The 16,129-nt window shown below is 72.5% G+C and carries 14 protein-coding genes; 7 read left to right on the top strand and 7 right to left on the bottom strand.

From position 1 onward, the window contains the following. Positions 1–41 precede the first annotated feature (41 nt). Positions 42–1,952: a DEAD/DEAH box helicase gene (locus tag LZP97_RS03065; protein ID WP_082752451.1), complete on the top strand. Its 1,911-nt coding sequence runs from the start codon at positions 42–44 to the stop codon at positions 1,950–1,952. Positions 1,953–1,998: 46 nt separating this feature from the next. Here LZP97_RS03065 and LZP97_RS03070 read toward each other — a convergent pair whose 3' ends face one another. From LZP97_RS03070 to LZP97_RS03080, 3 genes are all read right to left on the bottom strand, one after another. Beyond that, positions 1,999–2,802, bottom strand: a complete 804-nt coding sequence (locus LZP97_RS03070) for a DUF1206 domain-containing protein (protein WP_010592389.1) — start codon at positions 2,800–2,802, stop codon at positions 1,999–2,001. A gap of 109 nt (positions 2,803–2,911) precedes the next feature. Continuing rightward, positions 2,912–3,427 (bottom strand): mycothiol transferase, encoded by a 516-nt coding sequence (locus LZP97_RS03075; RefSeq protein ID WP_010592388.1) that lies wholly within the window; start codon positions 3,425–3,427, stop codon positions 2,912–2,914. Further along, positions 3,424–5,325 carry an ABC transporter ATP-binding protein gene (locus LZP97_RS03080; protein WP_017681744.1) on the bottom strand — a complete coding sequence of 634 codons (1,902 nt, stop codon included), beginning with the start codon at positions 5,323–5,325 and terminating at the stop codon, positions 3,424–3,426. Before LZP97_RS03080 ends, LZP97_RS03075 begins: the two co-directional genes overlap by 4 nt. Before the next feature lie 201 nt (positions 5,326–5,526). Between LZP97_RS03080 and LZP97_RS03085 the strand changes: the two genes are divergently transcribed. Next, positions 5,527–5,988, top strand: coding sequence for a PPOX class F420-dependent oxidoreductase (locus LZP97_RS03085; RefSeq protein WP_010592385.1), 462 nt, complete (start codon positions 5,527–5,529; stop codon positions 5,986–5,988). A 9-nt stretch (positions 5,989–5,997) separates the two neighbouring features. On the opposite strand, the gene LZP97_RS03090 is transcribed toward LZP97_RS03085, so the two are convergent. Together LZP97_RS03090 and LZP97_RS03095 are read right to left on the bottom strand one after the other, a co-directional pair. Next, the gene (locus LZP97_RS03090) at positions 5,998–6,597 is read right to left on the bottom strand and encodes an AMIN-like domain-containing (lipo)protein (RefSeq protein ID WP_010592384.1); all 600 of its coding nucleotides are present in this window, start codon (positions 6,595–6,597) and stop codon (positions 5,998–6,000) included. A 47-nt stretch (positions 6,598–6,644) separates the two neighbouring features. After that, positions 6,645–7,415, bottom strand: coding sequence for a deoxyribonuclease IV (locus LZP97_RS03095; protein ID WP_026138002.1), 771 nt, complete (start codon positions 7,413–7,415; stop codon positions 6,645–6,647). Positions 7,416–7,542: 127 nt separating this feature from the next. Here LZP97_RS03095 and LZP97_RS03100 point away from each other — a divergent pair, with 127 nt between their 5' ends. The 5 genes from LZP97_RS03100 to LZP97_RS03120 all read left to right on the top strand — a co-directional run bounded on the left by LZP97_RS03100 (position 7,543) and on the right by LZP97_RS03120 (position 14,183). Continuing rightward, positions 7,543–8,301: an ABC transporter ATP-binding protein gene (locus tag LZP97_RS03100; RefSeq protein ID WP_026138003.1), complete on the top strand. Its 759-nt coding sequence runs from the start codon at positions 7,543–7,545 to the stop codon at positions 8,299–8,301. A gap of 13 nt (positions 8,302–8,314) precedes the next feature. After that, positions 8,315–10,837 (top strand): ABC transporter permease, encoded by a 2,523-nt coding sequence (locus LZP97_RS03105; RefSeq protein ID WP_017681746.1) that lies wholly within the window; start codon positions 8,315–8,317, stop codon positions 10,835–10,837. A gap of 183 nt (positions 10,838–11,020) precedes the next feature. Next, entirely contained in the window at positions 11,021–12,604 is a 1,584-nt protein-coding gene (locus LZP97_RS03110) for an alpha/beta hydrolase (protein ID WP_048771715.1), read from the top strand. Next, entirely contained in the window at positions 12,601–13,086 is a 486-nt protein-coding gene (locus LZP97_RS03115; protein ID WP_172603667.1) for a hypothetical protein, read from the top strand. The genes LZP97_RS03110 and LZP97_RS03115 overlap by 4 nt, the downstream gene beginning before the upstream one ends. Before the next feature lie 122 nt (positions 13,087–13,208). Beyond that, complete coding sequence (locus tag LZP97_RS03120) at positions 13,209–14,183, top strand: hypothetical protein (protein ID WP_048771711.1); 975 nt, start codon at positions 13,209–13,211, stop codon at positions 14,181–14,183. A 24-nt stretch (positions 14,184–14,207) separates the two neighbouring features. Here LZP97_RS03120 and LZP97_RS03125 read toward each other — a convergent pair whose 3' ends face one another. Next, positions 14,208–15,185, bottom strand: coding sequence for a glycerate kinase (locus LZP97_RS03125; RefSeq protein ID WP_048771708.1), 978 nt, complete (start codon positions 15,183–15,185; stop codon positions 14,208–14,210). Beyond that, positions 15,167–16,105, bottom strand: coding sequence for a hydroxymethylglutaryl-CoA lyase (locus LZP97_RS03130; RefSeq protein ID WP_048772007.1), 939 nt, complete (start codon positions 16,103–16,105; stop codon positions 15,167–15,169). Before LZP97_RS03130 ends, LZP97_RS03125 begins: the two co-directional genes overlap by 19 nt. Between the last annotated feature and the right edge of the window lie 24 nt (positions 16,106–16,129).

A 16,129-nucleotide genomic window follows, 5' to 3' on the forward strand; every position in this document is an offset into this window, starting at 1 on the left:
TGGAGGGGTCATGGCCGTCCATCCGATAAACTGCAGGTCAAATGAGTGATACTGTGCAAGACCCCGAAGCCGACACCGCCACCCCCACGTTCGCCGATCTCGACATCGACGCCCGTGTGCTGCAGGCGCTTTCGGATGTGGGCTACGAGAACCCGTCGCCGATCCAGGCGGCCACCATCCCGCCGCTGCTGGAGGGGCGCGACGTCGTCGGTCTCGCGCAGACCGGTACCGGCAAGACCGCCGCGTTCGCGGTGCCGATCCTGTCGCGGATCGACACCGCGGTGAAGCGGCCCCAGGCGCTGATCCTGGCGCCCACCCGCGAGCTCGCCCTGCAGGTCGCCGAGGCTTTCGGCAAGTATTCGGCGCACATCCCGGGTCTGCACGTGCTGCCCATCTACGGCGGCCAGAGCTACGGCGTGCAGCTGTCCGGGCTGCGCCGGGGCGCGCAGGTCATCGTGGGCACGCCCGGACGTGTGATCGATCACCTCGCCAAGGGCACCCTCGACATCTCCGAGCTCGAGTTCCTCGTGCTCGACGAGGCCGACGAGATGCTCACCATGGGCTTCCAGGAGGACGTCGAGCGGATCCTCGCCGACACCCCCGAGAGCAAGCAGGTCGCGCTGTTCTCGGCGACCATGCCGGGCGCCATCCGCCGGTTGTCCAAGCAGTATCTGCACGACCCGGTCGAGATCACGGTCAAGTCGAAGACGACGACGTCGGCGAACATCTCCCAGCGCTGGGTGCTCGTGTCGCACCAGCGCAAGCTCGACGCCCTGACCCGGATTCTCGAGGTCGAGCAGTTCGAGGCGATGATCATCTTCGTCCGGACGAAGCAGGCCACCGAGGACCTCGCGGAGCGGCTGCGGGCCCGGGGCTTCTCGGCCGCCGCGATCAACGGCGACATCGTCCAGGCCCAGCGCGAACGCACCATCGGGCAGCTCAAGAGCGGCGCGCTGGACATCCTCGTCGCGACGGACGTCGCGGCCCGCGGCCTGGACGTCGACCGCATCAGCCACGTCGTGAACTACGACATCCCGCACGACACCGAGTCCTACGTGCACCGCATCGGCCGCACCGGCCGGGCCGGCCGCAGCGGTGACGCGCTCCTGTTCGTCGCCCCCCGCGAGCGGCACCTGCTCAAGGCGATCGAGCGGGCCACCCGGCAGCCGCTCACCGAGATCCAGCTGCCGTCGGTGGAGGATGTCAACGCCCAGCGCGTCGAGAAGTTCAACGACTCCATCACCGAGGCGCTCACCTCCGACCATCTGGCGTTGTTCCGGCGATTCGTCGAGGACTACGAGCGCGAGCACGACGTGCCTCTCGCCGACATCGCGGCGGCGCTCGCGGTGCTCTCCCGCGACGGGGAGTCGTTCCTCATGGAGGCCGAACCCGAGCCCGTGGCACCGCCGCGGCGCGAACGCGAGCCGCGGGAGCGGCCGCCGCGCCGGTTCGACGACGACGGTGCGTCCCGTGTCGGGCGGGACGGGCAGGAACTGGTCACCTACCGCATCGCCGTGGGCAAGCGCCACCGCGTGGTGCCCGGCGCGATCGTCGGCGCCATCGCCAACGAGGGCGGCCTGCGCCGCAGCGACTTCGGGCACATCAGCATCCGCCCGGATCACAGCCTCGTCGAGCTGCCGAAGGACCTGTCGCCGGAGACGCTCGAGGCGTTGCGGGGCACCCGCATCTCGGGTGTGCTGATCCAGCTGCAGCCCGACAGCGGGGCCCCGTCGGGCCGCCCGTCGTCCTACCGTCCGCGCGACGACCGCGGGGAGCGCCGCCAGGGTGAGCGCAGGGAGTACGGCGGCAAGAAGGACTGGGGCGATCGCGGCGGCCGCGGCAAGGACTTCGGCGGGCGCGGCGACAAGCCGCACCGTGGCTTCCGGGAACGCTCGGGCGAGCGCGGGCAGTCCGGTGGACACGGCACCGGCGGCTATCGCGGGCGCGACTGAGGGCACCGGTGGTGATCGCGGGCGCGCCTGAGCGCGCCCGCGAGACTCACATCTTCCCGTACCGCGCCAGGACGAAGCAGTACACGCCGTACGCGGCGATGCCGAGACCGGCCGCGACGAGCAGGATCTGACCGAACGGGGCGGTGCCCAGCGTCTTGAGGGCACCGTCCAGTCCCGTCGCCTTGGACGGGTCGGCGGTGAACGTCGCGACGAGGACCAGGACGCCGGCACCGGCGATCGCCAGGCCCTTCGCGACGTACCCGACGACACCGAGCGGCTCGGCGTACCGGGGCAGCCGCCCGCGGTGCAGGTCGTCGAGGAACTTCTTCGCCGCGCCCTTGTAGACGTGGTAGGCGCCGATGCCGATGATCACCAGACCGGCCGCGACGAGCAGGACCTTGCCGCCGCCGGACTGCATCAACCGGGCGCTCAATCCGGCGTTCTGCTCACTGCTCGACTTGCCGCTGCCCCGCGCGAACTGGAACGCGGTCAGCGCCAGCGCCAGGTAGGCCACAGCGACCCCGAGGGTCTTGACCCGGTCCAGGGCCGAGGGCTTCTCGAGGTCCGAGCGTTTGCCCACCGCGGCTTCGACCAGGCGCCACACCGCCAGGGCGGTGAGCGTCACGGCCAGGACCCACAGGACGATCCTGCCGCCGGGCTGGGCGGCGAGCTGGCGGAGCGCGCCGGACTGATCGGCGCTGGCCGGATCGCCGAATGCAACCTGGATCACGACGTACGCGATCAGCAGGTGCACCACCCCGCTCGCGGCCTGTCCGGCCCGCGCCACCTTCTCGAACATCGGGTGCTGAGCGGCGCCCGCAGCGCCCGTGCTGGTCTGTTGTCCGGTCACGCGACAGGCCTCCAGGATCTCGCGGCGACGGCGCCGGGGCGCCCGGGCAGTGGTGCCTACGGGCAGCCTATCGCGGCTGCGGGGCGCCGTCCGGGTTCGCCGGTGCCGGCTACCGGACCCGGCCCGCCAGGACGTCGGCGGTGGCCCCGTCGACGGATTCGCGGATGATGTCGGCGTGGCCGGCGTGCCGGGCCCATTCCTCGATCTGGTGCAGGACCAGGAAGCGGACACTCAGCGGCACGCCCTGGTCCAGCCAGCGGGCGATGCTCTCCGGCAGGTCCACCACCCGGCCGAGGTCCGGCTCCGCCCGCAGCACGTCGGCGAAGCGAGCTGCGACGGTGTCGAGCCGGGCGAGCTGACCCGCGACGGTCTCGTCGTCGCGCACCTCCCACCCGGCCGTCCAGGCCGCGACGGGGTCGGGGTCGCGGGACTCGGTTCCGGAGATGCGGTCGGCGGCCGCGACCTCGCCGTCGATCACATGGTTCAGCAGTGAGGCCAGGCTCATCGTCGAGGCGCTGGGTGCACTGCGGGCCTGGTCCTCGGTCATGCCGGACAGCGCATTGCGGAACGCGGTGCGCTGAGTGTCGAGCAGGAGGAGCAGCAGGTCGGTCTCGTTCGTCGTCATGTGCCCAGTGTCGGGGCCATTGCGGACATCTTCGGTCCTGAATCGGCGAACTGGGTGCGGTACAGCTCGCCGTAGCGGCCGTCGGCGGCAAGCAGTTCGGCGTGGGTGCCGCGCTCGACGATGCGGCCGTCCTCGACCACGAGGATGAGGTCCGCCGCGCGGACCGTCGACAACCGGTGCGCGATCACCACCGCCGTCCGGCCGGCCAGCGCCTCCGTGAGCGCCTCCTGCACGGCGGCCTCCGAGGTCGAGTCCAGGTGCGCGGTGGCCTCGTCGAGGATCACCACCCGCGGATGGGCGAGCAGCAGGCGCGCGATGGTCAGCCGCTGGCGTTCACCCCCGGAGAGCCGGTACCCGCGTTCGCCGACGACGGTGTCCAGGCCGTCGGGAAGGGAGCGGATCAGCTCGGTGAGCCGGGCCCGGTGCAGTACGTCCCACAACTCGTCCTCGGTCGCCTCCGGGCGAGCCAGGAGCAGGTTCGCCCGCACGGTGTCGTGGAACAGGTGCCCGTCCTGGGTCACCATGCCGACGGCGCCGCGGATCGAGGCGGTCGTCAGCCGGCGCACGTCGACGTCGCCGAGCAGCACGGATCCGGCGTCGGTGTCGTAGAGCCGCGGCACCAGCTGCGCGATGGTGGACTTGCCGGCGCCGGAGGAACCCACCAGGGCCACCATCTGCCCGGGCGCGGCCCGGAAGCTCACGTCGTGCAGGACCGGTGCGCCGCCGCGGGTGTCGAGGGTGGCCACCTCCTCCAGCGAGGCCAGCGAGACCTTGTCGGCGGAGGGGTACGCGAAGTCCACGTGCCGGAACTCGACGGCGACCGGACCGTCGGGGACGGGGCGGGCGTCGGGCGCCTCCTGGATCAGCGGCCGCAGGTCGAGCACCTCGAAGACCCGCTCGAAGCTCACCATCGCGCTCATCACGTCGACGCGGGCGCTCGCGAGCGCGGTCAGCGGCGAGTACAGCCGCGTGAGCAGCATCGCCATCGCCACGACGGCGCCCGGCTCGAGTTGTCCGCGCAGCGCGTAGAAGCCGCCGAGGCCGTAGACCAGGGCCAGCGCGAGGGCGGACACGAGCGTCAGAGCGGTGACGAACACCGACTGCAGCATCGCCGTCTTCACCCCGATGTCGCGCACCCGGCGGGCCCGGACGGCGAACTCCGACGATTCCTGCGACGGGCGTCCGAACAGCTTCACCAGCGTCGCCCCGGGCGCGGAGAACCGCTCCGTCATCTGGGTGCTCATCATCGAATTGTGGTTGGCTGCTTCACGATTCAGTCGGGCGAGTCGTACGCCCATGTGCCGGGCGGGCACCACGAAGATCGGCAGCAGCAGCAGCGCGAGCAGCGTGATCTGCCACGAGATGCCGATCATCACCACCAGCGTGATCGCGAGGGTGACGAGGTTGCCGACCACCCCGGAGAGGGTGTCGCTGAAGGCCCGCTGGGCACCGATCACGTCGCTGTTGAGCCGGCTGACGAGGGCGCCGGTGCGGGTGCGGGTGAAGAACGCGACGGGCATGCGCTGCACATGGTCGAACACGGTGGTGCGCAGGTCGAGGATCAGGTCCTCGCCGATACTCGCGGACAGCCAGCGGTTCAGGATCCCCAGGCCGGCCTCGACGAGCGCGATCGCGGCGATCAGCACCGCCAGCCACGTGATCACCGAGAGGTCGGCGCGGTCGACGATCGCATCGATCACTCGGCCGGCCAACACGGGGGTGGCCACTCCGAGCGCGGCGATCACGACGCTCAGCAGCAGGTACATGCCGATGTTGCGGCGGTGGGGGCGGGCGAACTCGGCGATCCGGCGCAGGCTGGCGCGCGAGAACGGGCGCCGGTCGCTCTGCGCGTGCATCGCGTTGTACATCGCGTTCCACGCGGTCACTTCCATGCTCATGTGGGGAGCCTCCTGAAGTCGGTCGCCCGACCGTAGAACCTCGAGTGGACTCGAGGTCAAGGGTAGGTCGCGCGGGGCCACGCGACCGTGTCGTCACCACCGGATCCGTCGGCGCGGTCGCGTCCCGCCGGGGGAATTCTGCCCGGCCACTCCGACAGGAAGGCTCGTCGTCGTCGCGGCCGCGGACGTAGGGTCGGGAGCATGGCACCGAAGATCGCAACCGCAGACCGCGTGGACCGTGACCGGTTGCTCGAGTTCGTCCGCCCGCGTCACCGCGGCACGCTGGTCACCACCCGGTCCGACGGCCGGCTGCAGATGTCCCCGGTCACGTGCGGGCTCGACGACGCCGGCCGCATCGTGATCGCGACCTACCCGGAACGCGCCAAGGTCGTGAACATCCGCCGCCGCCCGGCCGTGTCGATCATGATCCACTCCGACGACTGGAACGGCCCGTACGTCCAGATCGACGGCACCGCCGAGGTGATCCACCTGCCGGATTCGGTCGAGCCGCTGGTCGAGTACTTCCGCGCCGTCGCCGGGGAGCACCCCGACTGGGACGAGTACCGGGAGGCCATGCGCACGCAGGGCAAGTCCCTGATCCGCATCACCGTCGACGACTGGGGTCCCGTGGCGACGGGCGGCTTCCCGCCCGGCCGGGTCTGAACCGCGGGATCAGCGCGCGACGTCTACGACCAGCCGGGTCGGGTTCGTCAGCGTGTACACGTCGAACGGGGTGTTCGGCTCGGCGACGCCGATGAACGACTGGGTCACGCCCTCGAACACCCCGGAGCCGTTGACCTCGACGACCGAGCCGCCCGGCTGCGCGAGCACCGGGTTCGGGCCGGAGTAGGGCTCGACACCGCTGTCGAACGGGTACGCGGACCCGTCGATGAGCACCTGCAGGATCGCGCCGCCCGCGACGGTCACGTCGTTGCCGCTGCCGTCCTGCACCGCCCGGTCGACGTAGCCGACGCGCCATCCCGGGGTGCCGGTCCCGCCCATCTCGTACACGACCCGGTCGAAGTTCTCGTGCCGGCCGGTGCGGATCTCGGTGACGGTCAGCTTCGCGTCCGCCGAGGCGGGTGACGTCTTGTCCGCCGCGTCGGTGGGGGCGGGCTCCTCACGCGACGAGTCCGTCGACCCCGACGAGGACCCGGACGGGACGGACGAGGTGGCGGTGCTCGCCGACGCGGACGGCGCAGGGCTGTCGGCGTCCGAGCAGCCCGCGAGGACCAGGGCGAGGGCGACGACGGCGATCCGGGCGTGCTTCATGGGGAAGATGTTACGGCTGTGACGGAGCGGTTTCCGGGAAGCGGGCCTCACTCCAGGAGTTCGCGCAGGTAGGCGATGTCCTCGGCAATTCCCTCCGCCGGGGTTTCGAGGACGACCGGGGCGTCCGCCGCCCGGCACACGGCCACCAACAGGTCGGGATCGATCGTGCCGGAGGTGATGCCGGCGTGGCGGTCCCGGCCGGAGCCGAAGCCGTCGCGGGAATTGTTCAGGTGGACCAGGTCGATCCGGCCGGTCGCGGCCCGGACCCGTTCCACGACGTCGACGAGGTCCTCGCCGCCCGCCCAGGCGTGGCAGGTGTCGAGGCAGAAGCCGACGTCGTAGTCGCCGACGGCGTCCCACAACCGGGCGATGGCATCCACGTGCCGCGCCATCGCGAAGTCGCCGCCCGCGGTGTTCTCGATCAGGACGGGTACCGCGAACCCGCCCTTGTCCTCCTGCCGCTCGAACAACTTGCGCCAGTTCTCCACCCCCGCCGCGATCTCCTCCCCGGACCGGACGTGGCCGCCGTGCACCACCAGGCCGAAGGCGCCGATCCGGGCGGCCGCCTCCGCGTGCTCGGCCACGGCCTTGCGCGACGGCATCCGCAACCGGTTGTTCGTGCTGGCGACGTTGATCACGTAGGGGGCGTGCACCACCACCGCGACATCCGACGCACGGATCTGCTCCTGCCGGGGATGCGTGCCCGGCTTCGTCCACCCCTGGGGCTCGCCGAGGAACAGTTGCACCAGGTCTGCGCCGTATCGTTCGCCGCGGCCGATCGGATCGTCGTCCTGCCGGACGTGTGCTCCTATCCGCATGATCTCGACGGTAGCGCCCGGCGGCGCCGCCACAGCACCCCGCCGCGCGTCACCCCGAGATCCGGCCCCGAGGAATCCGGGACGTCCCCGATGGTGCCTCGTCGGAAAAGTCAGGAAGATGGTGGACATGCCAGCCCACACCGCCACCGCCGCGCGCGCTATCGACCTGATCAAGATCTACGGAACCGGTGAGACCGCTGTCCACGCCCTCGACGGGGTGAACGCGGAGTTCGCGGCGGGGGAGTTCACCGCCATCATGGGCCCCTCGGGTTCGGGGAAGTCGACGCTGATGCACTGCCTCGCCGGCCTCGACACCGCCACGTCCGGTGCGGTGGTCCTCGGGGACACCGATCTGACCGACCTGTCCGACAAGCAGATGACCCAGTTGCGCCGCGACCGCATCGGCTTCGTCTTCCAGGCGTTCAACCTGGTGCCCACGCTCACTGCCCTCGAGAACATCACGCTGCCCGTCGACATCGCCGGTCGCAAGGTCGACCGGGAATGGCTGGACACCGTCGTGACCCGTCTCGGGCTCGGCGACCGGCTCGATCACCGGCCGGGGGAGCTGTCCGGCGGTCAGCAGCAGCGGGTGGCGTGCGCTCGCGCGCTCGCCGGCCGGCCCGACATCATCTTCGGTGACGAGCCCACCGGTAACCTCGACTCCCGCTCCTCGGGTGAGGTGATGTCGATCCTGCGGGCCGCGGTCGACGAGTTCGGGCAGACCGTCGTGATCGTCACGCACGACCCCCGGGCGGCCAGCTACGCGGACCGCGTGGTGTTCCTCGCGGACGGGCGCATCGTCGACGAGATGCGCGACCCGACCGCCGAGTCGGTCCTCGACCGGATGAAGCAGTTCGACGCCGTCGTCGTGCCCACGGCGAAGTAGGGGCGAGCCGACCATGAGCGCGAATCCCATCCGCAGGGTTGCCCTGCGCAACCTCGCCGCCCACAAGGTGCGGCTGCTGCTGACCGTTCTGTCCGTGGTGCTCGGCACGGCGTTCGTCACCGGCTCCTTCGTCTTCACCGACACGCTGCAGCGCACGTTCGACGACCTCTTCGCCGACGCCGCCAAGGGCGTCGACGTCCGCGTCAGCAGCGAACAGCAGGGCTCGAGCGGCGTCCCCGACTCCGACGTCGCGGTCGTCTCCGCGGTCCCCGGTGTGCGAACCGTGGTGCCGGCGTTCGAGGGGCCGGTCATCGTCCTCGACTCCGAGGGGGCGGCCATCCAGACCGGCGGTGCCCCCAGCGAGGGGACCGCCTATCTGCCGCCCGACCAGCAGCTCGGTGATCCCACCGAGTTCGTCGCCGGCCGGCCGCCCGCCGCGGACGGCCAGATCGCGCTCAACTCGAGCGCCGCCGAACGCGCCGGTCTGTCCGTCGGTGACCCGACAAAGATCCTCGCCGCGTCGGCCGGGATCGTTCCGGTCACGGTCAGCGGCATCTACGACGTCGAGACCGACACCGGCGGTTACGTCGGGGCGATGTTCACCGAGAACCAGGCCCGTGCCCTGTTCACCGACGGCACCCACGTGCAGTACATCGACGTCGCCGGGGACGGAGTGCCCGCCGACGAGCTGCGGGACCGGATCGCCGCCGCCGTGCCCGACCAGAAGGTCCAGACCGGCGCCGAGGTGAGCGAGGAGATCAAGACCGAGATCGAGGAGGCCCTGAGCTTCCTGAACTACTTCCTGCTCGCGTTCGGCGCGATCGCGCTGCTGGTGGGCACCTTCATCATCTACAACACCTTCTCGATGATCGTCGCGCAACGCCTGCGGGAGCTCGCCCTGCTCCGGGCGATCGGGGCGAGCCGCAGCCAGGTGGGCCGGTCGGTGACCCTCGAGGCGCTGGTCGTCGGGGTCGTGGGCAGCGCCCTCGGCATCGTCGGCGGCGTGGCCCTGGCCTACGGGCTGCGCGCCGCGCTCAACGCGTTCGACGTCGGCCTGCCCTCGGGTCCCCTGCAGCTCGCACCGCGGACCGTGCTCGTGGCCCTGCTCATCGGCATCGTCGTCACCGTCGTCAGCGCCTACGCCCCGGCCCGTCGCGCGAGCAAGGTTGCGCCGGTCGCGGCCATGCGGGAGGAGTCCACCGCGACCGTCGAGTCGCTGCGGATGCGCACCGTCGTCGGGGCCGTCGCCGCCGTGGTCGGTGCCGCCGTCGTCGTCGTCGGCGCCCAGGGCACCGGCGGGGGCGCGGCCTCCACCGTCGGCATCGGGGCGTTCGCCCTGATCATCGCGGTCCTGCTCGCGGCGCCTGCGCTGTCGCGGCCGTTCGTGGCGGGGCTCGGCGCGGTCGTCGCCCGCCCGTTCGGAGCGGTGGGCCGGCTCGCGCGCACCAACGCGGTGCGCAATCCCCGCCGCACCGCCGCCACCGCGTTCGCCCTGACCCTGGGCCTGATGCTGGTGTCCGTGATCGGGGTGTTCGGCGCGTCCGCCAAGGCGAGCGTCAACTCGCTCGTCGACACCGGCGTCAAGTCCGACTTCATGCTCACCGGACCGCAGATGATCGGGGTGCCCGTGGGGGCGGCCGCGGCGGCCGCCCGCGCCGACGGCGTGGAGGAGACCGTCGCGATGCACGGCGTCCCGGCGCGCATCGGCGACGAGGACACGTTCGGCGTCGCGCTGTCCGGGCCGCTCGGCGACGTGCTCGAGGTCGACGTCGTCGAGGGACGGGAGGACGTCGCCGGCACCGACCTGCTGGTGTCGCAGACCACGGCCGCGGAGAAGGGCTGGCGGGTCGGCGATGTGGTCACCCTCACCAGCCGCGACGGCGAGGACGTCGCCACGACGGTGAGCGGCATCTTCGCCGACAACCAGCTGCTCGGCTCGTGGGTCGTCTCCGAGGAGGTCTACCAGGAGTTCACCGCCCCCGCCTCCCGCGCGGACTTCGTGGTGTTCGTCGACACCGCGGCCGGCAGCGACCCGGATGCGATCCGCGCGGCCCTCGAGGACGCCACCAAACAGTTCGTCGTGGTGCAGGTGCTCGACCGGGAGCAGTTCAAGGGCCAGCAGGCCGCCCAGATCGACACCCTGCTCGCCGTGCTCTACGGGCTTCTCGCGCTGGCGGTGGTCATCGCGATCCTGGGCATCGTCAACACCCTCGCGCTGTCCGTCGTGGAACGCCGCCGGGAGATCGGCATGCTCCGCGCGGTAGGCATGCAGCGGGTCCAGGTCCGCCGCACCATCTACCTCGAGTCGATGCTCATCGCGGTGTTCGGGGCGGTCGTCGGTCTGGTGCTGGGTCTGGCGTTCGGCTGGGGCTTCGTCCGGACCCTGGCCGATCAGGGCCTCGACCAAATCGCCGTCCCGTGGGGACAGGTGCTCGGCATGCTCGTCGGCTCGGCCGTCGTCGGGGTGCTCGCCGCCCTGTGGCCGGGTGTGCGCGCCGCGCGCACCCCGCCGCTCGAGGCGATCTCCGACATCTGACGCCGCAGTCCTCGTCGTCCGCCCCCGGTGCCACGCACCGGGGGCGGACGGCGTCCGGCCGCCCGTGCCGGTCGCGAGTTGTCCACACCCGGACCGTTTCTCCACAGTTCGCCCGCCGCAGGGTCGCATCGCGCCGCGGCGGGCGCGCGGCCGGTTAGGCTGCCGCGCCAGGGGGGTGGATCGATGGATCTTCGGCAGTTGCAGCAGTGGGACCCGGATGCACTGGACGGTCTCGGCACGGTGCTGGACCGGCACGCGGGGGAACTCGAGCGGATCGGGACACAGATCACCGGACGGTTCGGCGGACAGTGGTCGGGCATCGCCCACGCCGCCGCCGAGCGGCGGATCGGTGACGTCGCCGAGCAGATCGCGCGGCGGTCCGACGCGTATCGCGAGGTGAGCCGCTGCGCGACATCGTGCGCACCGCGGCTGCGGGCGCTGCGCGCGGAACTCGACGACGCCACCCGCTGGGCCCGGGACCGGGCCTTGACGGTGCGGGACGACGGAACCGTCACGGCCGGCCCGGGACCGGACGCGGACTCGCACCGGCACGAGGCCGAGGCCCGCATCCGGGCGGTCCTCGACCGGGCCGAGGCGCTCGATCGGTGGGCCGCGGCCGATCTCGCCGGGACGGTGCACGAACCGGCGTCCCGTCCGCTCGGTTTCGGTGCCGTGCGCGCTGCACCCGCACCCACCGCCGTGGTGCCGCCAGCCGGGACGGCCGCGGCCGAGGTGGCGGCATGGTGGGCCGGACTCGACGACGGCGAGCGCACGTGGCTCGCCGCCTCGGCGCCCGAGCGGATCGGCAACCTCGACGGGGTGCCCGCCGCGGTGCGGGACCCGGCCAACCGCGCGCAGCTGGCGGCCGAACGGCACCGGCTCGAGGCGGTCGCCGCCCGCTTGCAGGCCCAGCTCGACGCCGCTCCGTTCGGCGGACTGACGAGCAACGCCGACGCCGGGCTCGCCCAGACCCGCAACAAGATCGCCGCGCTCGACGCCGTCGAGGTGGCGCTGTCCCGGCCGGCACGGCAGTTGCTGACTCTCGACCTCTCGGGCCGCGAAGCGATGGCCGCCGTGGCGGTCGGAGATGTCGACACCGCCGACCACGTCACCGTCTTCACCCCGGGCGCCGGGTCCACCGTGCAGGGCCATCTCGCCGGATACGACAGCCGGATGGCGGCGCTGAAGGACGAGACCGAGCGCCAACTGCAGGCGGCGGGCCGCGGCGCCGAGTCGGTCGCCGCCGTGACCTGGCTGAACTATCAGGTGCCGCAATGGGGCTGGGGCCTCGCCCGCACCGAGTCGAGCCCGGTCTCCGACCTCGCCGCGGTCCGCGCCGCCCCGCGGCTCGCCGGATTCCTCGACGGCCTGCGCGCCGAGCGGGATCCGCACGTGACCGCAGTCGGTCACTCCTACGGCGCTCTCGCCACCGGGCTGGCGCTGCAGCAGGGCGTCGGTGTGGATGCCGCCGTGTTCCTCGGCGCCCCGGGCATCGGCACCGACGACGTCGCCGAACTGGGGGTGCCACCGGGCGCGGCGTACCTCGTCGAGGCCGACCGCGACCCGGTCGGGGACCTCGGCACGTTCGACGGCGATCCGAGTTTCCTCGACGGGGTGACCCAGCTGTCGAGCGACGCCGGGCCGGACGCGTCCGGCCGGCCGCGTCTCGGCTCGACCGGGCACAGCGAGTACCTGAACGACGGCACGATGAGCCTGTACAACGTCGCCGCGGTCGCCGGCGGGCTCACGGATCGAGTGGTGCGATGAGGGGGGTGCGGCTCGGTGTGCCGATGCTGGCGCTGGTGGTCGCCGGGTGCGCGGGTGGACCGTTCCCCGTCGCCGTGCCCGAGCCGGTGGCCGCGGACCGCGCCGGTGCCGTCGAGTACTACACCCGGGTCCGGCACGACGCGACCGCCGCCCTGTCACGCGCATTCCCGGAGATGCAGTTCCGGCAGTCGACCCGGGGGACGACGGGTTACTGCGAACTGCCCGACGGCTCGGCGGGCACCACGGTGTTCCTCCCCGCGCTGCTCTCCGATCGGCCCGTGCCGGCCGGGCAGCTGGAGCGGGCGGCGCGGGTGTTCGAGGAATCGTTGGTGGGCAGCGGATTCCACGGCTCCCGGTCCATACCGGTCGGGACGGGGCTCGAGATCCGGATGTTCGCCGCGGATGGTTCCGTCATCGCGTTCGGCAGCTATCTCGCCGCGACGGTGGGGCTGACGGTGGGGTGTTACCCCGAGCCGCCGTAGTCCGGGCTCGTCCGGCACCGACCGCGCGGTTGCTCGACCGCGGCGTGTCCCTTCCCGCTCGCCGTGTCCCCACCTCGCCGTGCGTTAGGCTCGAGCCTCGTCCCGTCGGCGAAAGGGCAGTGATGCGTGCGGTGCTCGGCGTCGCGATCGATGCCGGTGAGGTCTGTGCGGTGCTCGTGGACGCCGACGTTCCGGCCCTCGGCCCGTTCGACACGCAACGCTGGCCCGTGGGGGACCGTGCCGAGGCTGAGGCGGTGAGCCGGGCGTTCACGGCGATGACCGAGCGTGCCGCGCGGGCGGAGGTGCACTTCACCCGGGCCGGACTGGTGGCACCCGCGACGGTCGTCCCGGACTCCGGGACGACCGAGGTGCGGACCGTGGGGATCGACGAGGCCCGGCTGGCCTTCCTCGCCGCGGTCCCGGAACTCGACGGGGTGCGGACGGTGGTGCTGATCGGCCGCGACGATGCCACCGTGCGCGTGTCGGTCGCCGACCTCCGCTCGGGAGCGGTGCTCGCGTCGGTTGCCGCGGCGGAGGACGACTTCGGCCGGATCGTGCCCGCACTACCGGAGGCCGCCGACGAGGCTGTGGCGCTCGCCGGTGTCGCACCGGAGGCGCTGGTGTTCCCGGACCTGCGCCCCGGCGACGTCGCCGCCGCCCGTGCACTGGCGGCGGCGGTCGGTGTGCCGTTCGTGACCCCGCACGGCGGGCCGTGGCACCGGGCCACCGGCGCCGCACTCGTGGCCGCACGCACCGAACCGCTACCGGCGCCCTCGTCGCCGTCGTCACGGCGAGTCGCGCTGCTGGTGGCGGTCGTCGTCGCGCTGGCCGTCCTGCTCGGCGGCGGGCTGGCCGTCGCCATCGGTGGGACCGGACCGTCCGAGCCGCCGCGCCCGGCCGACGCCGCCCGGTCCGTGCCCGCCCCCTCGGCCGGTCCTGGCCCGGACACCGGGGTGCCGACCGCGGTCCCGTGTCAAGGGGACGACACTCCGCAGGTCCGTCCCGCGGGCTGGTCGGTGCGGGCGTCCGACCCCGATCTCGGCCCCCGTCCCGCCCCCGCGCCGCCGTCGACCGTCGCCGCCCCGCCGTGCGAATGACGTTCCCCCGGAATGCCGTTCGATTCAGGCGCGGGATGCGAGCCGGGCACCGGCCGCGCGCAGGGCGTCGAGATCGGTGGCGACCATGATCTCCGCGAACCGGTCCCGGTAGTCGCCGAGATCGTCGCCCACGGATCCCACCACCGCCACAACCGGCGCCGCGTGCACCCGGGCGAGGATCGCCGAGACGATCTTTCCCGAGCGGGACTGCCCGTCGAGGCGTCCTTCGCCGACGACAACGAGGTCGGCGCCGGCGAGTGCGGTGTCGAAACCGACAGCGTCGAGCACGAAGTCGGCTCCCGAGCGCAGATCCGCGCCGAACTGCGCCCACATGCCGCCGGCGAAACCCCCGGCCGCGCCGGTGCCGTCGACCTCCCGCGGATCACGCGGCAACGTCACGGCTGCGTCCTCGAGGCGGCGGGTGAGCCGCTCCACGGTCGTCGCGTCCGCGCCCTTCTGCGGGCCGAACACCCGGGCGGCATCGGCGTAGCGGGTCGTCACGTCCGTCAGCACCGTGACGGTGGCGGTACCCAGGCCGCCGGCGTCCATGACGGCGGCGATCGCACCGAGCCCACCGTCGGTCGTGGCCGATCCTCCCGCCGCGACGACGACGTGCGTGGCGCCGCGCCGCACGGCCTCGGCCATCGCCAGCCCGGTGCCGTAGGTGTCCGCCGTCATCGGATCGCGGAAGCCCTTGTGCGGTGTGGTGATTCCGCTGAAGGTGGCGAGCTCGACGACCGCGGTGCCGTCCTCGCCGAGCCCGAACGAACCCGAACACGGGGCGCGCCACGGATTGACGGAGTCGATCTCGATCAGCTCGAGACCGAGCGGGCCGGTGAGCACCTCGAGGGTGCCGTCACCGCCGTCGGCGACCGGCATCCGGATCGTCTCGAGCCCGGCCGATTCCGCGCCCGCCGCCACGGCGGCGGCCACCTCGGCGGCGCGGTACGTGCCCTTGAAACTGTCCGGGGCGATCAGCACCTTCACCGCCGCACCACCCATTCGAACGCCGCGGCCTCGGATCGGGCACCCTGCGCGGCGCGCGAGCGGTTCGGCTCGCCCAGCTCGGTGACGACGGACTCGCCCAGCCGGACCAGGTCGGCGAACACCGGCGGGGTCAGCCACGCGGGCCGGGTGGCGAACAGCAGGTCCTCGCTCGCGGTGTTGCCGCTCGCGCCGGGTGCGAAGGGGCAACCACCGAGTCCGCCGAGCGAGCCGTCCACCACCGCGGCGCCCGCCTCGATCGCGGCGAGGCTGTTGGCGACGCCCAGGCCCCAGGTGTCGTGGCCGTGGAAGACGATGCGGCGGGCGGGAGAGTCCGCACGTACCCGGGACACCAGCGCCGTGACCTGCGCGGGCACGGCCTGACCGAGGGTATCGGCGAGGACGATGTCGGCGGCGCCGTCGGCGCGCGGGTCGCACGCGATCTCGAGCACCCGGTCGGGGTCGACGGGCCCGTCGAACGGGCACGTGAATGCAGTGGCGAGGCAGAGCTGGATGGTGCCGCCGGCGGCGCGGGTGTGTTCCACCGCGGCGGGCATCGCGGCGAGGCTCGCGTCGGTGTCCCGTCCGATGTTGGCGCGGTTGTGGGCGTCCGACACCGACAGGCAGTACTGGAAGTGCCGGGCGCCGGCGGCGGCCGCCTTCTCCACGTGCCGCGGCGTGGCCACCCAGATGTAGCAGCGGTCGAGTTCCTCGGGGGTGAGCATCCCGATCAGCTCGACCGTGCCGGCCATCGGCGGGACCAGGTCGGGCCGGGCCATCGAGCCGATCTCTAGCTGCGGCACGCCGGCGGCCAGCAGGGCGCGGACGATCTGCGCCTTCCGCTCGGTGGGCAGCACCTTGCCGGTCAGTTGCAGCCCGTCGCGCAGGGTCACGTCGCGCAGCTGCGGTGCCCCGGCACTCACGACACCACCGCTCATCACACCACCGCGCACCACACCGCC

Source organism: Rhodococcus sp. DMF-1 (assembly GCF_021441945.1).
GTDB lineage: Bacteria > Actinomycetota > Actinomycetes > Mycobacteriales > Mycobacteriaceae > Rhodococcus > Rhodococcus ruber.